Origin of the sequence: Arthrobacter sp. (genome assembly GCF_048266065.1) — a bacterium.
Lineage (GTDB): Bacteria > Actinomycetota > Actinomycetes > Actinomycetales > Micrococcaceae > Arthrobacter_H.
Map to the genome: position 1 here is coordinate 91,455 of NZ_JBLXAH010000001.1, position 18,373 is coordinate 109,827.

General features: G+C 69.5%; 14 protein-coding genes and 1 riboswitch. Of the genes, 6 read left to right on the plus strand and 8 right to left on the minus strand.

Annotated features, from left to right (window positions below; translation table 11 throughout):
* Positions 1-58: 58 nt before the first annotated feature.
* Complete coding sequence (locus ACN0TP_RS00480; RefSeq protein WP_417215348.1) at positions 59-3,436, minus strand: SNF2-related protein; 3,378 nt, start codon at positions 3,434-3,436, stop codon at positions 59-61.
* A gap of 78 nt (positions 3,437-3,514) precedes the next feature.
* Between ACN0TP_RS00480 and ACN0TP_RS00485 the strand changes: the two genes are divergently transcribed.
* Both ACN0TP_RS00485 and ACN0TP_RS00490 read left to right on the plus strand, forming a co-directional pair.
* Entirely contained in the window at positions 3,515-4,690 is a 1,176-nt protein-coding gene (locus ACN0TP_RS00485; RefSeq protein ID WP_417215349.1) for an LOG family protein, read from the plus strand.
* Between the two features lie 103 nt (positions 4,691-4,793).
* On the plus strand, positions 4,794-5,987 hold the full coding sequence (locus tag ACN0TP_RS00490; protein WP_417215350.1) for a hypothetical protein: 1,194 nt from the start codon (positions 4,794-4,796) through the stop codon (positions 5,985-5,987).
* A gap of 24 nt (positions 5,988-6,011) precedes the next feature.
* On the opposite strand, the gene ACN0TP_RS00495 is transcribed toward ACN0TP_RS00490, so the two are convergent.
* Positions 6,012-7,151 carry a VIT1/CCC1 transporter family protein gene (locus tag ACN0TP_RS00495; RefSeq protein WP_417215352.1) on the minus strand — a complete coding sequence of 380 codons (1,140 nt, stop codon included), beginning with the start codon at positions 7,149-7,151 and terminating at the stop codon, positions 6,012-6,014.
* Between the two features lie 235 nt (positions 7,152-7,386).
* Entirely contained in the window at positions 7,387-7,632 is a 246-nt protein-coding gene (locus ACN0TP_RS00500; protein ID WP_417215354.1) for a hypothetical protein, read from the minus strand.
* A gap of 50 nt (positions 7,633-7,682) precedes the next feature.
* A riboswitch (SAM riboswitch) is annotated at positions 7,683-7,793 on the minus strand.
* Between the two features lie 364 nt (positions 7,794-8,157).
* Between ACN0TP_RS00500 and ACN0TP_RS00505 the strand changes: the two genes are divergently transcribed.
* The gene (locus tag ACN0TP_RS00505; protein ID WP_417215356.1) at positions 8,158-8,814 is read left to right on the plus strand and encodes a hypothetical protein; all 657 of its coding nucleotides are present in this window, start codon (positions 8,158-8,160) and stop codon (positions 8,812-8,814) included.
* Between the two features lie 69 nt (positions 8,815-8,883).
* Here ACN0TP_RS00505 and ACN0TP_RS00510 read toward each other — a convergent pair whose 3' ends face one another.
* A complete protein-coding gene (locus ACN0TP_RS00510) occupies positions 8,884-10,413 on the minus strand; it encodes a sodium:solute symporter (protein ID WP_417215358.1) in 1,530 nt (509 codons plus the stop codon).
* 193 nt (positions 10,414-10,606) lie between these two features.
* Here ACN0TP_RS00510 and ACN0TP_RS00515 point away from each other — a divergent pair, with 193 nt between their 5' ends.
* Entirely contained in the window at positions 10,607-11,182 is a 576-nt protein-coding gene (locus ACN0TP_RS00515) for a helix-turn-helix domain-containing protein (protein ID WP_417215360.1), read from the plus strand.
* A 21-nt stretch (positions 11,183-11,203) separates the two neighbouring features.
* On the opposite strand, the gene ACN0TP_RS00520 is transcribed toward ACN0TP_RS00515, so the two are convergent.
* Together ACN0TP_RS00520 and ACN0TP_RS00525 are read right to left on the minus strand one after the other, a co-directional pair.
* Positions 11,204-11,734 (minus strand): hypothetical protein, encoded by a 531-nt coding sequence (locus ACN0TP_RS00520; protein ID WP_417215362.1) that lies wholly within the window; start codon positions 11,732-11,734, stop codon positions 11,204-11,206.
* Between the two features lie 38 nt (positions 11,735-11,772).
* A complete protein-coding gene (locus ACN0TP_RS00525) occupies positions 11,773-13,665 on the minus strand; it encodes an amino acid transporter (protein ID WP_417216469.1) in 1,893 nt (630 codons plus the stop codon).
* Between the two features lie 308 nt (positions 13,666-13,973).
* Here ACN0TP_RS00525 and speB point away from each other — a divergent pair, with 308 nt between their 5' ends.
* Positions 13,974-14,957, plus strand: coding sequence for an agmatinase (gene speB, locus ACN0TP_RS00530; protein ID WP_417215364.1), 984 nt, complete (start codon positions 13,974-13,976; stop codon positions 14,955-14,957).
* Positions 14,954-16,666 carry a thiamine pyrophosphate-binding protein gene (locus tag ACN0TP_RS00535; protein WP_417215366.1) on the plus strand — a complete coding sequence of 571 codons (1,713 nt, stop codon included), beginning with the start codon at positions 14,954-14,956 and terminating at the stop codon, positions 16,664-16,666. The genes speB and ACN0TP_RS00535 overlap by 4 nt, the downstream gene beginning before the upstream one ends.
* Positions 16,667-16,714: 48 nt before the next feature.
* Here ACN0TP_RS00535 and ACN0TP_RS00540 read toward each other — a convergent pair whose 3' ends face one another.
* A complete protein-coding gene (locus tag ACN0TP_RS00540) occupies positions 16,715-17,302 on the minus strand; it encodes a hypothetical protein (RefSeq protein WP_417215368.1) in 588 nt (195 codons plus the stop codon).
* Between the two features lie 96 nt (positions 17,303-17,398).
* Entirely contained in the window at positions 17,399-18,304 is a 906-nt protein-coding gene (gene purU, locus ACN0TP_RS00545; RefSeq protein WP_417215370.1) for a formyltetrahydrofolate deformylase, read from the minus strand.
* Positions 18,305-18,373: the final 69 nt, after the last annotated feature.

Here is an 18,373-nt window from a genome sequence, read left to right on the forward strand (position 1 = left end):
ACGGGGCGATGGGGAGAACTCCCCATGGACCCGGTGCCGGGCGGCCCGGGTGCGGGGTCTAATCGACGAGCAGGTTGCGGATGTCCTCGGCGGTCATGGCCGAGCCGAAGCCCTCCCCGGCGTCCATGACCGAGGAGATCAGCTGGCGTTTGGCATCCTGCAGGGCCACGACCTTCTCCTCGATCGTGTCCTTGGCGACCATCCGGTAGACCATGACATTGCGGGTCTGCCCGATCCGGTGCACCCGGTCGACGGCCTGGGATTCGGCGGCGGGGTTCCACCACGGGTCCAGCAGGAAGCAGTAGTCGGCCTCGGTGAGGTTCAGCCCGAACCCGCCGGCCTTCAGCGAGATCAGGAACACCGGTGCCTTCCCGGATTTGAACGAGTCGATGACCTCGGTGCGCCGCCGGGTGGACCCGTCCAGGTACGCGTACTCCACGCCCTCGGCCTCCAGCCGTGCGGCTGCCTTCTTCAGGAACGAGGTGAACTGGCTGAACACCAGGGCCCGGTGCCCCTCGGCGAGCACATCGGCAAGTTGCTCGAAGAGCACATCGAGCTTGGCCGAGGCCACGCCGTCGTACTCCGGATCCACGAGCGAGGCATCCAGGGAGAGCATGCGCAGCAGCGTCAGCGACTGGAAGATGGTGAACCGGTTCTTGTCCATGTCATCGACCAGGCGCAGGATCTTCTGGCGTTCGCGCTGCAGGTGGGTGTCGTAGATCTTGCGGTGGCGCGGGGTCAGGTCCACGTTGAGCACCTGTTCCTGCTTCGGCGGAAGGTCGGTGACGACGGCGCTCTTGGTGCGCCGGAGCATGAACGGGCGGATCCGCTTGCGCAGCCTCGCCAGCGGTTCGTCCAGCCCCTGCTTCTCGATGGGCCGCTGGTAGTTCTCCGCGTAGCGCAGCGCCGAAGGGAACAGCCCGGGGGAGACGATCGCGAAGATGGACCACAGCTCCATCAGGTTGTTCTCCATCGGGGTACCGGTGATCGCCAACTTGAACGCTGCGTTCAGGTCCCGGGCCGCATGGTGGGCCTTGGTGGCCTTGTTCTTCACGAACTGGGCCTCATCCAGGATCAGCCCGGCCCACGTCTGGGAATGGTAGGCCTCGGCGTCGAGCCGGAAGAGCGTGTAGGAGGTGACCACGACGTCGTTTTCGGCGGCGACGGTGGACAGCGGCCGGGCGGCGCGGCCCTGCGTGTCGGAAATGGCCTCGACCTTCAGCCCCGGGGCGAAGCGGGCCGCCTCGTCGGCCCAGTTGCCGACCACCGAGGTGGGGGCGACCACCAGGAAGGGGCCGGGGACCGCGGTGGAGGACGACGCCGGGGCGCCGGCTGCCCGATCGAGCCCACGCCGGGCGCGGGCCGGGTCCCCGCCGTCGGGGACCGCAGCTGCCCACTGCTCCTTGGCGTGCAGGATCAACGCCAGGGTCTGCACCGTCTTGCCCAGGCCCATGTCATCGGCCAGGACGCCGCCGAGTTCGTTGCGCCACAGCATGGCCAGCCACTCGAAGCCCTCGCGCTGGTAGGGGCGGAAGGTGGCCTTCAGCCCGGCCGGCAGCGGCGGCGGATCGGCGTCGGCGACGTTGAGCAGCGAGTTGACCCCGGCGTACCAGGAGTCCGGGCCCTCGGTGACCGTGGCGAGTTCCTCGAGTTCCTCCCACAGCGACGCCTGGTAGCGGGTGATCTGCAGTTCCGAGTTCCTGTCGTTCAGCGCCCCGGCCTCGGCGACGAGCTCGCGCAGCTTGTCGAAGAGCTCGTGCTCGAGCGAGAAGTAGGTCTTGTCCGGCATCAGCATGCGGGTCTGCCCGCGGGAGAGGGCCCGCAGCACGTCGGCGAACGGGATCCTGCGCTCGCCGATGGCGATGACCAGGCCCAGGTCGAACCAGTCGCGCTTCTCCGATTCGACGGTGGTGACCGTGAGCTCGGGGGATTCGGTCAGTTCCCGGTATTCGGGAGGGGTGCCGGTGGCGCGGATCTGCAGGCCCTCGACCTCGGCGAGCAACGGCAGGGAGCGGCGCACGAAGTCCACGGTGTCCAGCCCGTGCAGGGTGCGCGGGACCAGGGCGCGGCCGGCCAGGGCGCTGGAATCGGCCAGTGCCGCCAGCGCGGCTTCCTCCAACGCGGTCTCGGTGTCGGCATCGCGCAGGTCGGCGTCGACGGGGCCGTGCCCGTAGTCGAAGTCCCAGGCGAGCTCCGCGGCGTCGCCGCCCGGATAGTTCACCGACAGGACCAGCTGCGGGGGCAGGATCTGGGGCAGTTCGATCGAATCGTCCATCGCGCTGACGGCCAGCCGGCGGCCCAGGCGCGGGTACACGCTGGCCAGGAAGTCATCGACGTCCCCTGCAGGAACGACCACGGGCTCGGGGCGGTGCAGCAGGGCGATCTCGGCGGCACTGAGCCGTTGGGTGGTGGGGGCCAGGATGACCAGGTCGCCGTCGGCCCGGGCCGCGTAGACGCCATGGGTGCCGATCGCCCCGACCGGGGTGTCCGGACCCAGGGCCAGGTCGCCGCCCTCCAAGGTGAGCCTGGGCACCAGGTCCAGCGCACCGTCGTCGTGCCCGGCGCGTCCGGCGGAGAGCCCGACGCTGGCCGGCTCGGCGAGGTGGATCTCGGTGTCGGCGTGCGGGCCGATGAGGCGGATGCCCAGGGCCGTGGTTTCGCGCAGCAGCGACCACAGCAGCGGGGAGGAGAACTCGTCGAGGTAGAGCCAGTCGTTGTCCTCGCCGAAGTAGAGCTGCCCGTTGGCGCGGTAGAGCGGGACGAACTGGCAGAACCAGCGGTGCTGTTCCTCGTCCAGGTTCAGCCCGTAGGTCTTGAAGCTGATGGTGTTCCAGCGCAGGTTCCCGCGGATCCAGCGGCCCTTGGCGTTCAGGACCATGGGCCGCACGCCCAGGCGCCAGCGGTGGCTGGAGGTGCGCTGGTGTCCGACCCCGGAGCCCGGCGCCCATTGCCGGTGCGCGACCTGGGTGGTGTCCTGCAACTCGAATTGCAGGGCCATGGGCTGGACGTGGTGGCGTTCGGTGGTGCCCGTGCCGCGATGGCCCGCGTTGATGAGTGAATTCAGCGAATCCTGCCAGGCGGGGACCTTCACCGGGGTGCTGGTGTTCTCGAAGAACACCCGTTGGGCCCGCAGGTGCAGGGTGTTGGAGTAGATCAGCACGGCGGCGACGTGCTTGCAGGCGGCGCCGACGGGGCAGGTGCACCAGGAGTCGGCAATCGTCCAGGCGTCCTTGGCCCGGCGCAGCACCACCGCCGTGTCGTAGGGCTCGTCGGCGGTCCCCGACACGCCGGAGGACAGCGTGGAGTCGCTGGTGCGGAAGTCCAGGTCCAGGACGTGCTCGGCGTTCGCGTACCCCTTGCCGCGGGTGAACGCGGCTCCGCCGACCACGCGCAGGATTTCGCGGGCGTCGACGAGCGGGAATGCGGATTCGGCCATCCCTGCATCTTTTCACGATCCGGGCCCCTGCGGCGAACCGGGATGCCCGCTGCTGTGGGGGAGTCGTAGGGTATCGACATGAAGACGACCCCGGCGATGCAGGCCCCACCCCACGAGCTGGACATCGACACGCTGGAGCAGTTCGACGCCCACACCGCGGCACCGGGCGCGTCGATGGCCGGATGGCATCTGCAATCGGTGGACCTGCTCCGGCGCGGGGCGGTCCTGGAGCAGGCCGACGTGTCGGGGGCCGTGTTCCTGGGCTGCGATCTGCCGGCCGACGCGGTGGAGGGGCTGCGCCGGCGCGGGGCATTGATCTTCCCGGAACTGCCCGGGCTGCCCTTCGACCCCTACCGTGGCGGCCTGTATACGGCGGCGGAACTCTATGAGGGCATCGGCACCGGACCCTACGAGCAGACCCCCGATGCCCGCATCTACGCCTGGACCCGGCGCCCGGGCAGCGGGCGCGGCACCCTGGATGCCGCCTTGGCGGCCACCTTGCACGACCATGCGATCGGGGTGGCCCTGGGGCAGTTGCTGGAGGCCGGGCCCGGGGCAGGGAACGACGACGGTGCCCCCGCCGGCACGATCCCCGGTCGCGGGGTGGTGGGGGTGATGGGCGGGCACGCGGCGCAGCGCGGGTCGGACGACTACGCCGATGCCCTCCGGCTGGGGACGGGACTGGCCCGGGCCGGCTTCACGGTCGCCACCGGCGGCGGGCCCGGGGCCATGGAGGCGGCCAACCTCGGGGCCTACCTGTCGGCGGAGGATGAGCCCGCCATCGACGGGGCCCTCGCCACGGTGGCCACCGCCCCCTCGTTCCGCCCCTCGGTCACCGGGTGGGTGCGCGCCGGCCTGGAGGTGGTGGAACGGCATCCGCACGGCACCGCCAGCCTGGGGATCCCGACCTGGTTCTACGGGCACGAACCGCCCAACGTCTTCGCCACCCACGTGGCGAAGTACTTCGCGAACTCGATCCGTGAGGACGTGCTGCTCACCGCCTGCACGTCGGGACTGGTGGTGCTGCCCGGCGCCGCCGGAACCGTCCAGGAAATCTTCCAGGACGCCTGCGAGAACTACTACGGCACCGCTGGGGTCCAGACGCCCATGGTGCTGGTAGGGCGCCGCTACTGGAGCCACGACCTGCCGGCCTGGCCGTTGCTGCGTGCGCTCGCGCGGGGACGTGACATGGATGCTTCCATCCACCTGGTCGACGACGTCGAGGACGCGGTGCGGATCCTCTCCGCCGGCTGAACTGCCGCCGCGCCGCCAGTCGGGATTCCACCCGCGGGAATCCATCCGCGCGGCGGCCGCCGACGTCCAGCGGATGGACAGCTCGGCTGGGTACGCTGGCGTCATGGACTCGAACCCGTATTTCGTGACCCGGCAGCGCCTGGTCCAGGCTCCCCCCGGAGCCATCTTCGAACTGCTGGCCGACCCGTCGAAACATCCGCTCATCGACGGTTCCGGCACGGTCAAGCGTGCCCGTCAGGAGCAGCCCGCCCGCTTGAGCCTGGGCGCCGAATTCGGCATGGACATGCGTCTGGGCCTCGGCTACAAGATCCGGAACACCGTCGTGGAATTCGAAGAGGCCCGGGTCATCGCCTGGCGGCACTTCAACGGCCACCGGTGGCGCTATGAACTGACCCCCGCACCACGCGGCACGCTGGTGCGCGAAACCTGGGACGCCTCCCGGCTGAAACGGCAATGGCCACTGAAGGTGCTCGGGTTCACCCGCACCACGCCGGTGAACATTGAGCGCACGCTGGAGCGGCTGGCCGACTACTTCGACCCCGAAACCCCGCGCCCCACCGATCCCGAACCGTCGAAGCGCACGAAGAAGGCCACGCCTGCCACCCCCGCCGAGGCGGCGCAGGAGGAGGCCCGGAAGCAGGCCCGGCTTCAGCAGGCGCAGCGCGCGGATGCGGAGGCTGCGGCCGCCCAGGCCGCGAAGGCCGAACGGGCCACCCGGACCGCCCAGACGCGCGCCGAGCGACGGGCCGAGTGGGCCGCACGTGCTGCCGTCGCCCGTCAGGCACGCGCCGAACGCCAGGCGGCCAAGGTCGAAAAGGTGGCGCAGGCGCAACGCGCCGCTGCGGAGAAGGCGGCCGAAGCCGAACGGGTCCAGGCGGCCAAGGCCGAGGCGGCAGCGCAGGCCGAACGGGCCCGCGTCGAAAAGGCAGCCCGCGAGGAGCAGGCGCGGGCCGAGAAGGCGGCGCGCCTCGAGCAGGAGCAGGCAGCCAAAAAACGCAAACACGAGCAGGCCCAGGCGGCCCGGAAGCGCAAGCACGAGCCGGAGGTCCCCGTCGAGCCGATGCCGCCGATCGGAGCGACCGCCAGGCCGCTGGCCTCCGCACCGGTCCGCCCGGCACGCGAGGCGATCGCCGCCGCCAAGGCCGGCCGGTGGGAGAAGCCGAAACCGAAACCGAAGCCGAAGGCACAGCCCGCGCCGGCACCGGCCCTCGTCGAGTCGGAGCCGGGCACGACCCCCGCCCCGGTACGCACCGGGCTGCCCCCGGCAGCGGCACGGAGGTTGCGCCGCGCCAGCTGAGCCGGCCCGGCACCCATCCCGTGCCTAGGCGACCGTACCGCCGAAGAGCAGTCCCAGCAGGTAGGTCACGCCGGCTGCGCCGAGGCCAATGGCCAACTGGCGGAATCCGCGTTTGGCAGGTGACGCGCCGGAGAGCAGGCCGACCACCCCGCCGGTGGCCATGAGCGCGATGCCCACCAGGACCAGGGAGAGCACCACGGCGGCGAGCCCGGTCATGCCGAAGATGTACGGCAGGATCGGGATCAGCGCGCCGGAGGCGAAGAAGCAGAAGCTCGACGCCGAGGCCCCGAAGGCCGAGCCCAGGGTCTCGTGCTCGTCCTCCGTCTCCTCGGGCAGCTCGGGCTGCAGCGACAGCGACGGGTCGCAGTCGCAGCTGAACTTGCCCATGCGTTCGGCGGCCCGGTGCTCGGCCGCCTCGCGGCTCATGCCGCGCGCCCGGTAGACCAGCACGAGTTCATTGGCCTGCAGGTCCAGGTCGGGGGCGGCCACCAGGGTGACCTGGGTCGGTTGGGATGCGGTGAGCAGTTCGCGTTGGGAGCGCACCGAGACGTACTCGCCGGCGGCCATGGACAGGGCGCCGGCCAACAGTCCGGCGATGCCGGAGAAGAGGACGAAGGCACTGGAGACGCCGGTGGCCCCGACGCCCATGACCAGGGCGAGGTTGGACACCAATCCGTCATTCGCTCCGAAGACCGCAGCCCTGAAGTTGCCGGAGAGCCTGGTGCGGCCCCGGGTGGCCAGACCGCGGACGACCTCCTCGTGGACCAGCTCGTCGGCGGCCATCTGGGCCGTCGCGTCGTCGTCGTCCTCGTACGGCGAGTCGCCCTCGGCCCGCTGGGCCAGGGCCAGGACGAAGACGGAGCCGAAGTTCCTGGCCATGAAACGCAGCATGGTCCGGCGCAGGGACGGGGGAACCCGCTTGTCCGCGTGCTCGCCGAGCAGGGCCGCCCAGTGCTCCTCGTGGCGTTTCTCGGCGGTGGCCAGGCCCAACAGGATTTCGCGTTCCTCGCCCTCGCGGCGCGAGGCCAGTGCGGCGTAGATCGCCCCCTCGGCCCGTTCGTCGGCCAGGTACTTGCGCCACCGGCGGATCTCGCTGGGGGTGGGTTCGGGGCGGTGGGTCCCGCCATCGGCGGGGGCATCGGGCAGGTGGGCATCCGGTGTCATCGGGCGTCCTTCAATCGGTTCGTTTCTCCCGCGCGAAGGCGGGGGTGCCGGTCAAAGGCTTGCGGGGATGCGCACGACCTCGGACCGCCACAAGCGGGCCGAAGGTCTCGTTCGCCCGGCGCAGACGCCGGGTGGATTGCCGGACCGCCGTCGTGGCGATCAGTATGTCGACAGATCCTCTGTCGTCCGCCCAGGCCTCAAGGTCCGGGCGGACGGGGTGTGGAACTACTCCCCTTCAGCCAACCATCATAGCCGAGTCGGCGTCGCGGTGCTCGCGGACGGGGAGGCGTTCGAGGAAGAACACCTGTGCTTCGCCGTCGGACCGGCCGGCCCGGGGGACCCGCACGGTCAGGGCGCAGGAGTCGGCCTCCCACGCGGGGCGTCCCGCGGTGTTGCCCAGGGCATGGGCCAGATCCTTGGGGTGGGGGGCGATGAAGCGCTCCCAGGCGCCATCCACGTTGAGGCAGACGGTGCCGAGCATTGAATCGAAAATGGGAAGAACAGGGACGCTGTGCGCCACGGATTTCCTTTCGTGCGTTCTTACCCGGCACGTTGTCGCGCGGGCCGCTTCCTCATCCGAACCACCCGCGAACCTGGGGTTGGTGCGCGGGTAGTCGGAGCTGTTGCCCGCGTCTCATGAAGCTTTCTGCCAGCCTAACGCGAATGGTGGAGCCACCCAAGCTGTGTCCGGGGCCACTGCCGGTGCATCCCAGGGCTGGTGCGGCTAGATTCGTTTCGCGTAACAGGCCGGAAAGGGGAACTCCGGGGCTATGATCGGCCCATGGCAGCCAACGACGGTGATGCCCCGGCATCTGCGGTGGAGAGTGGGTCTGGAAGCGGCGGGAAACCGGCCGCGCCCCGGGGCGAGGGGCCTCGGGAATCGGGGGCCGGCCAGAAGACCAGCCTGTGGATGTCAGGTATAGCACTGTGCCTTGCAGCTGCCAGTTGGCTGTGGCCGTTTCTGGGCTTGCCGACCGTGGGGACGATCCAGGCACGGGAACACACGGTGGACAACTATTTCAAGGCAGTGAACGTCCAGACGTCGGCCCCCGATGGCTTGCCGGCCTCCAGCGCGAGCATGGCCCTGGCCTACTCGGCCCCCGGTTCGCCCGCCGAGTCCTACGCCAGGGCGTGGAAGGAAATGTGGACTGCCTACTCGGAGGCCCCCACGTCGGATCAGCCGGAATTCCACTACCACCGGTTCAGCAACATCATGAATGTCTGCCAGGGCCCCGAGGAGGCCGGTGCCTGCCTGCAGTATGCCAATCTGCGTTTTGATGAAGAACAAAGGATCCAGGACTTCACCATCCAGGGCCTGCCGGTGGCGCAATTGACCTTCTTGGAAAGCGAGAAGCCCACCACGGTCGGCCAGCTGTCGGTCACCTATCTGGGCGGGGTCCAATCCCCCTTCGGTGGCAGCTACAAGTTTGCCGTCCGGCTCAGGAACAACGGGAAGGAACCGATTGTCATCTCGGATGACCTGAAGTTCCGCACCGATGCCAATGAGGACCTGGACCTCGGCGTGGAAGGGCGCCTGAAGCTCCAGGTGGCCCAGCCCTCCACCCTCTTTGCCTATACCGAGGGCAACCATGGTGGGTGGGTCTCGATGAACGTCGCCGAAGGTGGGGGCGAGCCCACTCTGCTGTGGTTCCAGGTGCCGTAGCCTCCGTACGGGGGAACACCGCACCCCGCCTGCGGTGGCAGACGGGGTGCGGCGATGGTTGCCGTGTGGCTACTGCTGGTCCGCCGGGATGCCCTCGACATCGACGCGTCCGGAGACGCGGTCGGCCCAGTGCCGGCTGACCTCGGGCCGGGTGGCCGGGGTCAGCAGGCTGACGACGAGGTAGACCACCAGCGAGCAGAGCAGGCCGTAGTAGATCGGCTCGTTGGCGTAGACGCCGCCGAACTTCTCGTCGGACTCTACCTCCAGCACGATCATCGTCGTCAGCGTGACGATGGTTCCCGCGGCCATGGACAGGGCAGCGCCCACGCCGTTTCCGCGCTTCCAGAGAAGCCCGCCGAGGATGGAGACCAGCAGGCCGCCGACCAGGATGTCGTAGGCGATGGTCAGGGCCGCGACGACGTCGTCGACGACGATGGCCAGGATGATGGCGACCACGCCCAAGCCCAGCACCCAGTAGCGGTTGGCGGCGACATCGTGCTCCGGGTTGCGCCCGGAGTTGACCTCGATCTTCTTGCCGAACCAGCCGGCAACGAAGGGGGTGACGTCGTTGCGGGCCACCGTGGCGGCGGCGATCAGGGCGCCGGAGGCGGTGGACATCATGGCGGCGACCGCGGCGGCCAGCACGATGCCGCCGACGACCACGGGGAGCAGGTTCATGGCGACCTCGGCGTAGATGACGTCCTTGCCCAGGTTCTCGATGTCGATGCCGGGCAGGGCGACGCGGGCCGACATGCCGATCAACGCGCCGGCCACGCCGTAGAGCACGCAGTAGATGCCGGCGGTCGAACCGCCCCAGCGGGCGACCTTCGGGGTCTTGGCGGTGAACACGCGCTGCCAGATGTCCTGGCCGATGAGCAGGCCCAGCGTGTAGACGACGAAGTAGGTGATGATGGTCTGCGCGCCGATGCCGCCCCAGCTGAAGAACGCCTCCCTGGCGCGTTCGGGGATTCCTGCGGAGATCCCGTCGAAGCCGCCGGCCGCCGAGAGGGCGAAGGGCAGCATCAGGGCGAACACGCCGATGGTCTTGATGACGAACTGGACCTGGTCGGCCAGGGTGATGGACCACATGCCGCCGATGGTGGAGTACACCAGCACGATGACGCCGCCGACGGCGATGGCCAGCCAGCGTTCCCAGTCGAAGAGCACCACGAAGATCGTGGCGTAGGCGCCGGTCGAGGTGGCGCACAACATCAGCGTGTAGGCCAGCATGACGATGGCCGAGGCGTTCGTGGCGTTCTTCGAGCCGTAGCGCAGGGTGAGCATCTGCGAGACGGTGAAGATCTTCAGCCGCTGCAGACGTGGGGCGAAGAGCAGGCTCAGCAGCAGCACGCCGATGCCGATGGCGATCACCAGCCAGGCGCCGGAGACGCCGAACTTGTAGCCCAGGCCGACGCCGCCGACGGTGGAGGCGCCACCGAGGACGACGGCGGCCATGGTTCCGGTGTAGAGGAAGGGGCCGAGGCGTCGGCCGGCGACCAGGTAGTCGCTGCTGTTCTTGGTGCGCGACTTGCCCCACCAGCCGAAGGCGAGCATCGCGATCAGATACGCGATGACAATCGCAATGTTGATGATTTCCATGGGGGACCTTATTTCGTGGGGAGACGACGATAGATGCTTGACGGTAAACACCTGTTGTCCACTAGGCTAAAGTGAGCTGGCTTACAAATCAATTGACCTATGCTGTGTGACGGAATGCAGCATCGCATTCCCCGTCACCACTGTTACCACCGTCACTGTCACCACGCGCACGAGGACTCGGAGTATCCCACCCATGAAGGCGTTGCCCGTCGAACCCAGCAACACGCCGCTGGCGATCGGCTCGAAGATCAGGGCCGCACGGCATGCCCAACGCATGACGATCGAGCAGGTGGCCGAGTCCACCGGGTTGACCAAGGGCTTCCTCTCCCGCGTCGAACGCGACCTCACCTCACCGTCGGTCGCGTCGTTAGTGACGCTGTGCCAGGTTCTCTCCGTCTCCATCGGGGACCTCTTCGCCCAGCCGGAGACCCATGTGGTCCGGCTCCAGAGTGCGCCGCGCATCTCCCTGGGTGGCCATGGCATCGTCGAGCGCCTGATGACCAGCCGCTCGGAGAAGCGCCTGCAGATGATCCGGGCCGTCATCGAACCCCGCGGTGAGGGGGAGTCGGAGCTGTATTCGGTCGATTGCGAGGTCGAGGTCCTGCATGTGGTCTCGGGGACGTTCATCATCATCTTCGCCAACGAGCGCTTCGAGCTGGAGGCCGGCGACTCGCTGACCTTCCCCGGCCGCGAACCGCATTCGTGGATCAACCCCACCGACACCGAGACAGTGGTCCTCTGGACGCTGGTCCCCGCGGCCTCGCGCTGAGCCCCGGAACGCCTCAGCGTCTCAGCGTCGCAGCGCCGTGGGCCGGGGCAGGTCCAGCCCCTCCAACAGGTCCCCGAGGAGCCGGTCCAGTTCGTAGCCGGCCTGCCGGATCTTGTTCGGCCCATAGCTGCCCAGCTGGGATCCCGGCTGGTCGAAGGACATCACCGTGCCGCCGGCACGGTGGGCGTGGAGTTCGATCCGCAGCGGGGCATGCAGGGCGGTGCCCGGTTCGATGCGGAACAACCGGGCCGACAGCGCCAGGCTGCCGATGAGGTAGATGCGGCTGGGCGCATCGTTGCCCGCCAGGTGAAGCAGCGCCGAGGGGGAATGCGTCCAGAAGCGGTACAGCTCGTACGCCGCCTCGTGGCCCGCAGCGCGTTGGAGCTCATCCCAGGTGGCCCCGCGTGCCGCCAGCTGCTCGAGTCCGGCCAGGTCAAGGGCCGGCACTGCCGCCTCGAAACGCGCCGTGAGGGAGCCGAAGGCCAGCGGCGTCTGCACGGCGATGCGGCGCACCGTCATCTCGGTCGTGGATTCGGTGGCTGGAAGTGTCACCCCCTCAGCGTAGGCCAGCCACCGACGGCATCGCCGGTTCAGCCCACATGGATCCAGGGGCGGCGCTGCACCTGCGGTTCGGCCTCGCGCAGCACCTCACGGGTCAGCGGGGCGATCTCGCCTTGGCCCAACAGCAGGAAGCCCGCCAGGTTGCGCAGCGGGGAGCCCTCCGTCCACCTGAAGTACAGGTGCGGCATGGTGGCGTATTCGTCGCGGATCCGCAGGCAGATCGCCGCCAGCGCCGTGGGGATCGACGGGGCGGTGGCCGTGAGCACCGGGTAGCCGTGCCGGGTCGTGCCGCACACCAGCAGGTCCTGGGCGAAGTCCGAGTAGTCGCCGAGTGTGATCTCGATGAACAGCGGCCGGGCCGTCTCGGGCAGGTGGCTGGCGACGCGTGCGTGCTGGAGCTTGTGGCGGTACCGCTCGGCGCTGAAGCGCACCGGTTCGTGGGCGATCAGCGAGATCTGTCCCGCATCGGCGGCGGAGCGCAGCAGGTCGTGGGCCGCGTCGTCGAACATGACGGTGGTGGCCCGCAACTCGGTGGAGCGGCGGAAACGCGAGATGAAGGAGACGAAGAGGATCGCCGCGATGAACAGGGCGGCGATGCGCAGGCCGTCGGGCCGCTCGACCACGTTGGCGATCGTCGTGTACAGGAAGACCACCACGACGACGGCGAAGGCCACCGTGCGCCCGCGTTGGCGCTTGCGCCGGGCCGAGAGCATCACGGCGACCGCAGCCGAGGTCATCAGCACCAGCACTCCGGTGGCATAGGCGGCTCCCTGCGCGTCGACGCTCGCCTTGAAGTGCAGGGTCACCAGGGCGGCGATGGCGACGATGACCAGGACCAGCGGCCGGTTGGCCCGGGCCCACTCCGGGGCCATGCCGAAGCGGGGCAGGTAGCGGGGGATCAGGTTGAGCAGTCCGGCCAGTGCCGAGGCCCCGGCGAACCAGAGGATGAGGATGGTGGAGAGGTCATAGACGCTGCCGAAGCCCTCGCCGAGCTGTTCGTGCGCCAGGTAGGCCAGGGCGCGGCCGTTGGCGGCGCCCCCGGGCTGCAGTTCCGCCGACGGCACCAGCCAGGTGGTGACCACGCAGGAGATGACCAGCAGCACGCTCATGGTGACTGCTGCCGTCGTCAGCAGGCGCTTGGCTCCGGCGATCCGGCCCGCGGGGTTGGCCTCGGTGTCGGTGGCCCGGCCGCGGATCTGCGGCATGACGGCGACCCCGGTCTCGAAGCCGGAGAGCCCCAGGGCCAGTTTCGGGAAGACCAGCAGGGCCATGGCCACCATCATCCACGGGCTGCCGTGGCTGGTGGTCAGGGTGGTCCACCAGTCGCCGACGGGCCCGGGGGAGGCGACGATGCGCGCGATGCTGGAGCCGAGCACCACGACATTCAGGGCCAGGTAGACCCCGACGATCCCGACGGCGAGCGAGATGACCTCGGTGAATCCGCGCAGGAACAGTGCAGTGAGCAACGCCAGCAGGACCAGCGTGATCGGCACGTTCCTGCCCTCGAACCAGGCGGGGGTGAAGGGGTTTTCGATGATGTGGGCGGTGGCGTCGGCGGCGGAGAGGGTCATGGTGATCATGAAGTCCGTCGCCGCGAAACCGAGCAGCACCAGGACCAGGACCTTGCCCCTCCAGTGGGGCAGCAGCCGTTCGAGCATGGCGATGGAGCCCTGTCCGTGGGGGCTTTCCGCGGCGACCCTGCGGTAGATCGGCAGGGCGGCACCGAGCGTGACGGCGACCAGGACCAGGGTGGCCAGCGGTGCCAGGACCCCGGCGGCCAGCACGGCGATGGCCGGCTGGTACCCCAGCGTGGAGAAGTAGTCCAGCCCCGACAGGCACATGACCTTGAACCAGGGCTGTCCGGTGTCGTGGTGCGGGTGGGCCTGGCCGGGTGCCTCGGGATGGGCGATCCCGTCCCGCATGAGCCAGGTGCCCAGGCGGCGTCGAATCGGGTGCTGTGGGCCGGAGCCGGTGGCGGGGCGCAGGCCCGCTGTCTTCTTCACGAGGTGGAACACTACGCCGACGGCGCCCGGAAACAAGAGGACAAGGTCGGCAGGGGGCGTGATCTGCGGCACTGCAGCCCGCCGGGGGTGCCGTCTTGACCCGCACGTGAGGTGGGACGAGGGTGGAGCGGGGATGCCGGCGTCGTGCTCCTTGACTGTGCCCCGGGCCACAAATAGCATGAAGAGCAACAAATGTATCTTATGAGGCAACTAGCCGAGGGAGAACCATGGAAGAGATCCGCATCGAGGCCAACGGCAACATCGGGCCCATTGATTCATCGCGCATCCCGCGTTTCGCCGGAGCGGCCACCTACGCCCGCCTGCCGCGACTGGACCAGGTCGAAACGGCGGGCATCAAGGTGGTCGGCGTGCCCTTCGACGCCGGCGTCTCCTACCGGCCCGGCGCCCGGTTCGGGTCCAACCACGTGCGCGAATCCTCGCGCCTGCTGCGCCCCTACAACCCGGCGCTGGACATCTCCCCGTTCGAAAACGTCCAGGTCGCCGACGCCGGGGACATGGCCGTGAACCCGTTCAACATCAACGAGGCCATCGAGACCATCCAGCAGAACGCCCTGGACCTGACGGCCGACGGCTCCTCGCTGATGACCATCGGCGGTGACCACACGATCGCGCTGCCGCTGCTGCGCGCCGCCGCCGAACGCGCCGGCGAACCGGTGGCCATGCTGCACTTCGACGCCCACCTGGATACCTGGGACACCTACTTCGGCGCCGAATACACCCACGGGACCCCGTTCCGCCGGGCCGTGGAGGAGGGCATCCTCGACACCGAGGCCATCTCCCACGTCGGCACCCGCGGACCGCTCTACGGCAAGAAGGACCTCGAGGACGACAAGCGCTTCGGGTTCGGGATCGTGACCTCCTCCGACGTCTACTACCAGGGCGTCGCCGAGGTCGTTGCCAAGCTCCGGGACCGGATCGGCAACCGCCCGCTGTACATCTCGGTTGACATCGACGTGCTGGACCCCGCCCACGCACCCGGCACCGGAACCCCCGAGGCCGGCGGCATCACCAGCCGCGAACTGCTGGAGATCCTGCGCGGGATGCGCGGCATGAACCTCATCGGCGCCGACCTGGTCGAGGTCGCCCCCGCCTACGACCACGCCGAGATGACCGGCGTCGCCGGCTCCCACGTCGCCTACGACCTGGTCTCCCTCATGGCGGACAAGCGCACCGCCGGACAGGGGGCATGATGTCGGCCCCCCACGCATCCACCACACCGTCGACCCCGTCGGCGCCCCGCAACGGCGGCGACCTGGTCATCGAGACGCTCTCCGCCCTGGGGGCGCGCACCGTGTTCGGCATCCCCGGCCAGCACGCCCTGGGCCTGTTCGACGCGCTCTCGCGCTCGGAACTGCACTTCGTCTCCTCGCGGGTGGAGAACAACTCGGCGTTCGCCGCCGACGGCTACTCCCGGGCCACCGGAGAGGTCGGCGTGCTGTTCCTCTCCACCGGCCCCGGGGCTTTGACCTCGCTGGCTGGGCTGCAGGAGGCCTACGCCACCGGCGTGCCGATGGTCGTGATCGCCAGCCAGATCCCGCTCGACGGGCTCGGCGCCCGGCGCAAGGGCATGCTGCACCAGCTCGATGACCAGAAGGCCTCCGCCGCCAACGTCACCAAATCCCAGCGCACCGTCCACCACGCCTCCGGCATCCCCTCGGCCATCCAGGACGCCTGGGCCGACGCCATCACCGTGCCGCAGGGCCCCGTCTGGGTCGAGGTGCCCCAGGACATCCTGCTGGCCGAGGTCTTCGTCCCCCCGGTGGTCGACGCGCTCGCCGAGGCGTACGAGCACCCGCCACGCGTGGAGCTCATCGAGGAGGCAGTGCGCTGGCTGGGCCAGGCCCGCCGCCCGGCGATCGTGGCCGGCGGCGGCGTCCGCCGGGCCGGGGCCCAGGCCGAGCTGCTGCGCGTGGCCGAACAGCTGCGCGCCCCGGTGATCTGCTCGCCCGGCGGCAACGGGGCGTTCCCCTGGGAGCACCCGCTGAGCCTGCAGTCCTGGATCGAGGACCGGCACACCACCGAGGTGCTCGAGGACGCCGACGTGCTGATCGTCATCGGCTCCGCCCTGGGCGAGGTCACCTCCAACTACTTCACGCTCGCCCCGCGCGGGCGCATGATCCAGATCGACGCCGAACCCCGCGTGCTCGAATCCAACAGCCCCGCCCTGGGCATCCGGGCCGATGCGAAGGCCGCCCTGCGGTTCCTCTCCGACGCGCTGGATGAGCATCGTGCCGGGAACGACGCCGGTGCCCCCGACTGGCACGGGTCCTCGCCCGAGCAGGTGGTCACGCAGACGCTTCACAAGGTCACCGACCGGCTCGACGCCCAGGACCTGGGCCTGGAACGCCGCTTCATGGAGGACATCCGTGCCGCCGTCCCGGACACCATGCAGACGTACTGGGACATGACGATCGCCGCATATTGGGGTTGGAGCTGCTGGGATGCCCGCGCCGGGGAATTCCACTCAGCCCAGGGCGCCGGCGGGCTCGGCTACGGCTTCCCTGCGGCCATCGGCGGTGCCGTCGGCCTGGCGGTGGCCGGGAAGGAAGGGATGGAGGGCCGCGTGCTCGCTGTTTCCGGTGACGGGTCCTCGATGTACTCGATCGCCGAACTGGCCACCGCGAAACAGCACCAGAGCGCGGTGACCTGGCTGATCGTCGACGACGGCGGCTACGGGATCCTGCGCGAGTACATGGAGGGGGCGTTCGGCAAGGCCACCGCCACCGAACTGGCCCGCCCCGACTTCGTCGCGCTGGCCGAATCCTTCGGCATCCCGGCCCGGGCCGTGGCGCCGCAGGATGTCAAGGCGGCCCTGCAGCAGTCCTTCGCCGCCGAGGGCCCCAACGTGGTGGTCGTGCAGACGCTGCTGAAGATGTTCGCCGCCACCCACCTGGACTGACAGCAGGGCCCGCGTGGTCCGTGCCCGGGGCGCGGACCACGCGACGGGTCAGGACCGGGCGCCCCGGGGCGCCGGTGCATGCGCATCGGCCGAAATGCCCAGCAGCAGCACCAGGCCGGCCACAACGGCGCTGGCGGATGCCGCGACCGGGGTGACCAGCAGGCCCCCGGCCAGCCCCAGCACGCCGACGACGGCGAGGGCCGCCCCCAGGCGGGCGAAGACCGGGGCGCCGAAGGCCCGCGCGTAGGGCAGGAAGTGCACGCCCACCGCCACGACGATCACCGCTGGTTGCACCGGCTCCCGGTCAAGGGCCGCCAGGAGCCGGGACCCGGCGAACATGATGAGGAACATCCCGGCGATCCCCGCCAGGTACACCCACCCCGCCGAACGTCCGGGACGGGGCAGATCGGGCATCACGCGCCGGGCCAGCAGGACCGTCCAGCACCACACGGCCAGGGCCACTGCGCCGGCCACCCAGGCGATCCCGGTCCAGGGCGCCGGCAGGGCGGGCGCGTTGGCCGCAACGAACACCGTGCCGCCGATGCCGCCGATGACCGCACCGATCAGTGCGGGATGACCGGGGCGTGAGACGCCGCGCGGTACCGGTGTCCGGGTGTCGTCGAGGGTTTCGCTCATGTCCTACACGCTAGGCGGGCGCCGCCGTGGCCGACAGTGACATCCGTCAGGGATCGGCCATGACGTCGGGCCGCCCCGGGCCGCGGTCCGTCGTGCCTAGCGCAGCACCACCGTGCGGTTCTCCAGCAGGAACACGCGTCCCTCGCAATGCCATTTCACCGCGTTGGACAGTGCCTTGCACTCGGTATCGCGGCCGGCGGCGACCAGATCCGCGGGGGAGAAGGTGTGGTCCACATCCTGGACCTGCTGGGAGATGATCGGCCCCTCGTCCAGCTCGCTGTTGACGTAGTGCGCCGTGGCGCCGACCGTCTTCACCCCGCGCGCATGGGCCTGGTGATAGGGCTTGGCGCCCTTGAACGAGGGCAGGAACGAGTGGTGGATGTTGATCGTCTTGCCCGTGAGCCGGCGGCTGAGCTCGTCGGAGAGGATCTGCATGTAGCGGGCCAGGACCACCAGTTCCACGTCGTAGTCGTCCATGAGTTCCAGCAGCTTCGCCTCGGCCGCCGGCTTGGTGTCCGGGGTGACCGGTACGTGGTGGAAGTCGATGCCATGCCATTCCACCAGTGACTGGTGGTCGGTGTGGTTGGAGACCACTGCGACGATGTCGATGGGCAGTTCGCCCATGCGCGAACGGTAGAGCAGGTCGTTGAGGCAGTGCCCGAACTTGGAGACCATGATCAGCACCCTGCGCTTCTCGGCCCGGGGGCGCAGGCTCCACTGCATGTCGTGTTCGCCGGCCAGCGGGGCGAACGCGTCGCGCAGGCGCTTCAACTCCTCGGTGGCGTCGGCGGCCACCTGGGGGAAGTCCTCGCCCGACCGGCTGGCGAAGTGGACGCGCATGAAGAAGCGGCTCGATCCGAGGTCGTCGAACTGGCGCAGTTCATGGATGTCCCCGCCATGTTCGAGCAGGTACCCGGAGACCGCATGGACGATCCCGGGGCGTTCGGGGCAGTCCAGGCTGAGGACGAATTCGTGGGCTGGGGCTTCGGCGACCGGTGCCATGGGGCCTGCTTTCTCGAAGGGTGGGTGGTGCTGACGGATCCGGAACAGGGTGATCCTACGTGGTCCACC

Coding starts and splice junctions, on each gene's coding strand:
- ACN0TP_RS00480 (WP_417215348.1), bottom strand. CDS start 3,436: ATGGCCGAATCCGCATTCCCGCTCGTCGACGCCCGCGAAATCCTGCGC.
- ACN0TP_RS00485 (WP_417215349.1), top strand. CDS start 3,515: ATGAAGACGACCCCGGCGATGCAGGCCCCACCCCACGAGCTGGACATC.
- ACN0TP_RS00490 (WP_417215350.1), top strand. CDS start 4,794: ATGGACTCGAACCCGTATTTCGTGACCCGGCAGCGCCTGGTCCAGGCT.
- ACN0TP_RS00495 (WP_417215352.1), bottom strand. CDS start 7,151: ATGACACCGGATGCCCACCTGCCCGATGCCCCCGCCGATGGCGGGACC.
- ACN0TP_RS00500 (WP_417215354.1), bottom strand. CDS start 7,632: ATGCTCGGCACCGTCTGCCTCAACGTGGATGGCGCCTGGGAGCGCTTC.
- ACN0TP_RS00510 (WP_417215358.1), bottom strand. CDS start 10,413: ATGGAAATCATCAACATTGCGATTGTCATCGCGTATCTGATCGCGATG.
- ACN0TP_RS00515 (WP_417215360.1), top strand. CDS start 10,607: ATGAAGGCGTTGCCCGTCGAACCCAGCAACACGCCGCTGGCGATCGGC.
- ACN0TP_RS00525 (WP_417216469.1), bottom strand. CDS start 13,665: ATGCGGGACGGGATCGCCCATCCCGAGGCACCCGGCCAGGCCCACCCG.
- speB (WP_417215364.1), top strand. CDS start 13,974: ATGGAAGAGATCCGCATCGAGGCCAACGGCAACATCGGGCCCATTGAT.
- ACN0TP_RS00535 (WP_417215366.1), top strand. CDS start 14,954: ATGATGTCGGCCCCCCACGCATCCACCACACCGTCGACCCCGTCGGCG.
- ACN0TP_RS00540 (WP_417215368.1), bottom strand. CDS start 17,302: ATGAGCGAAACCCTCGACGACACCCGGACACCGGTACCGCGCGGCGTC.
- purU (WP_417215370.1), bottom strand. CDS start 18,304: ATGGCACCGGTCGCCGAAGCCCCAGCCCACGAATTCGTCCTCAGCCTG.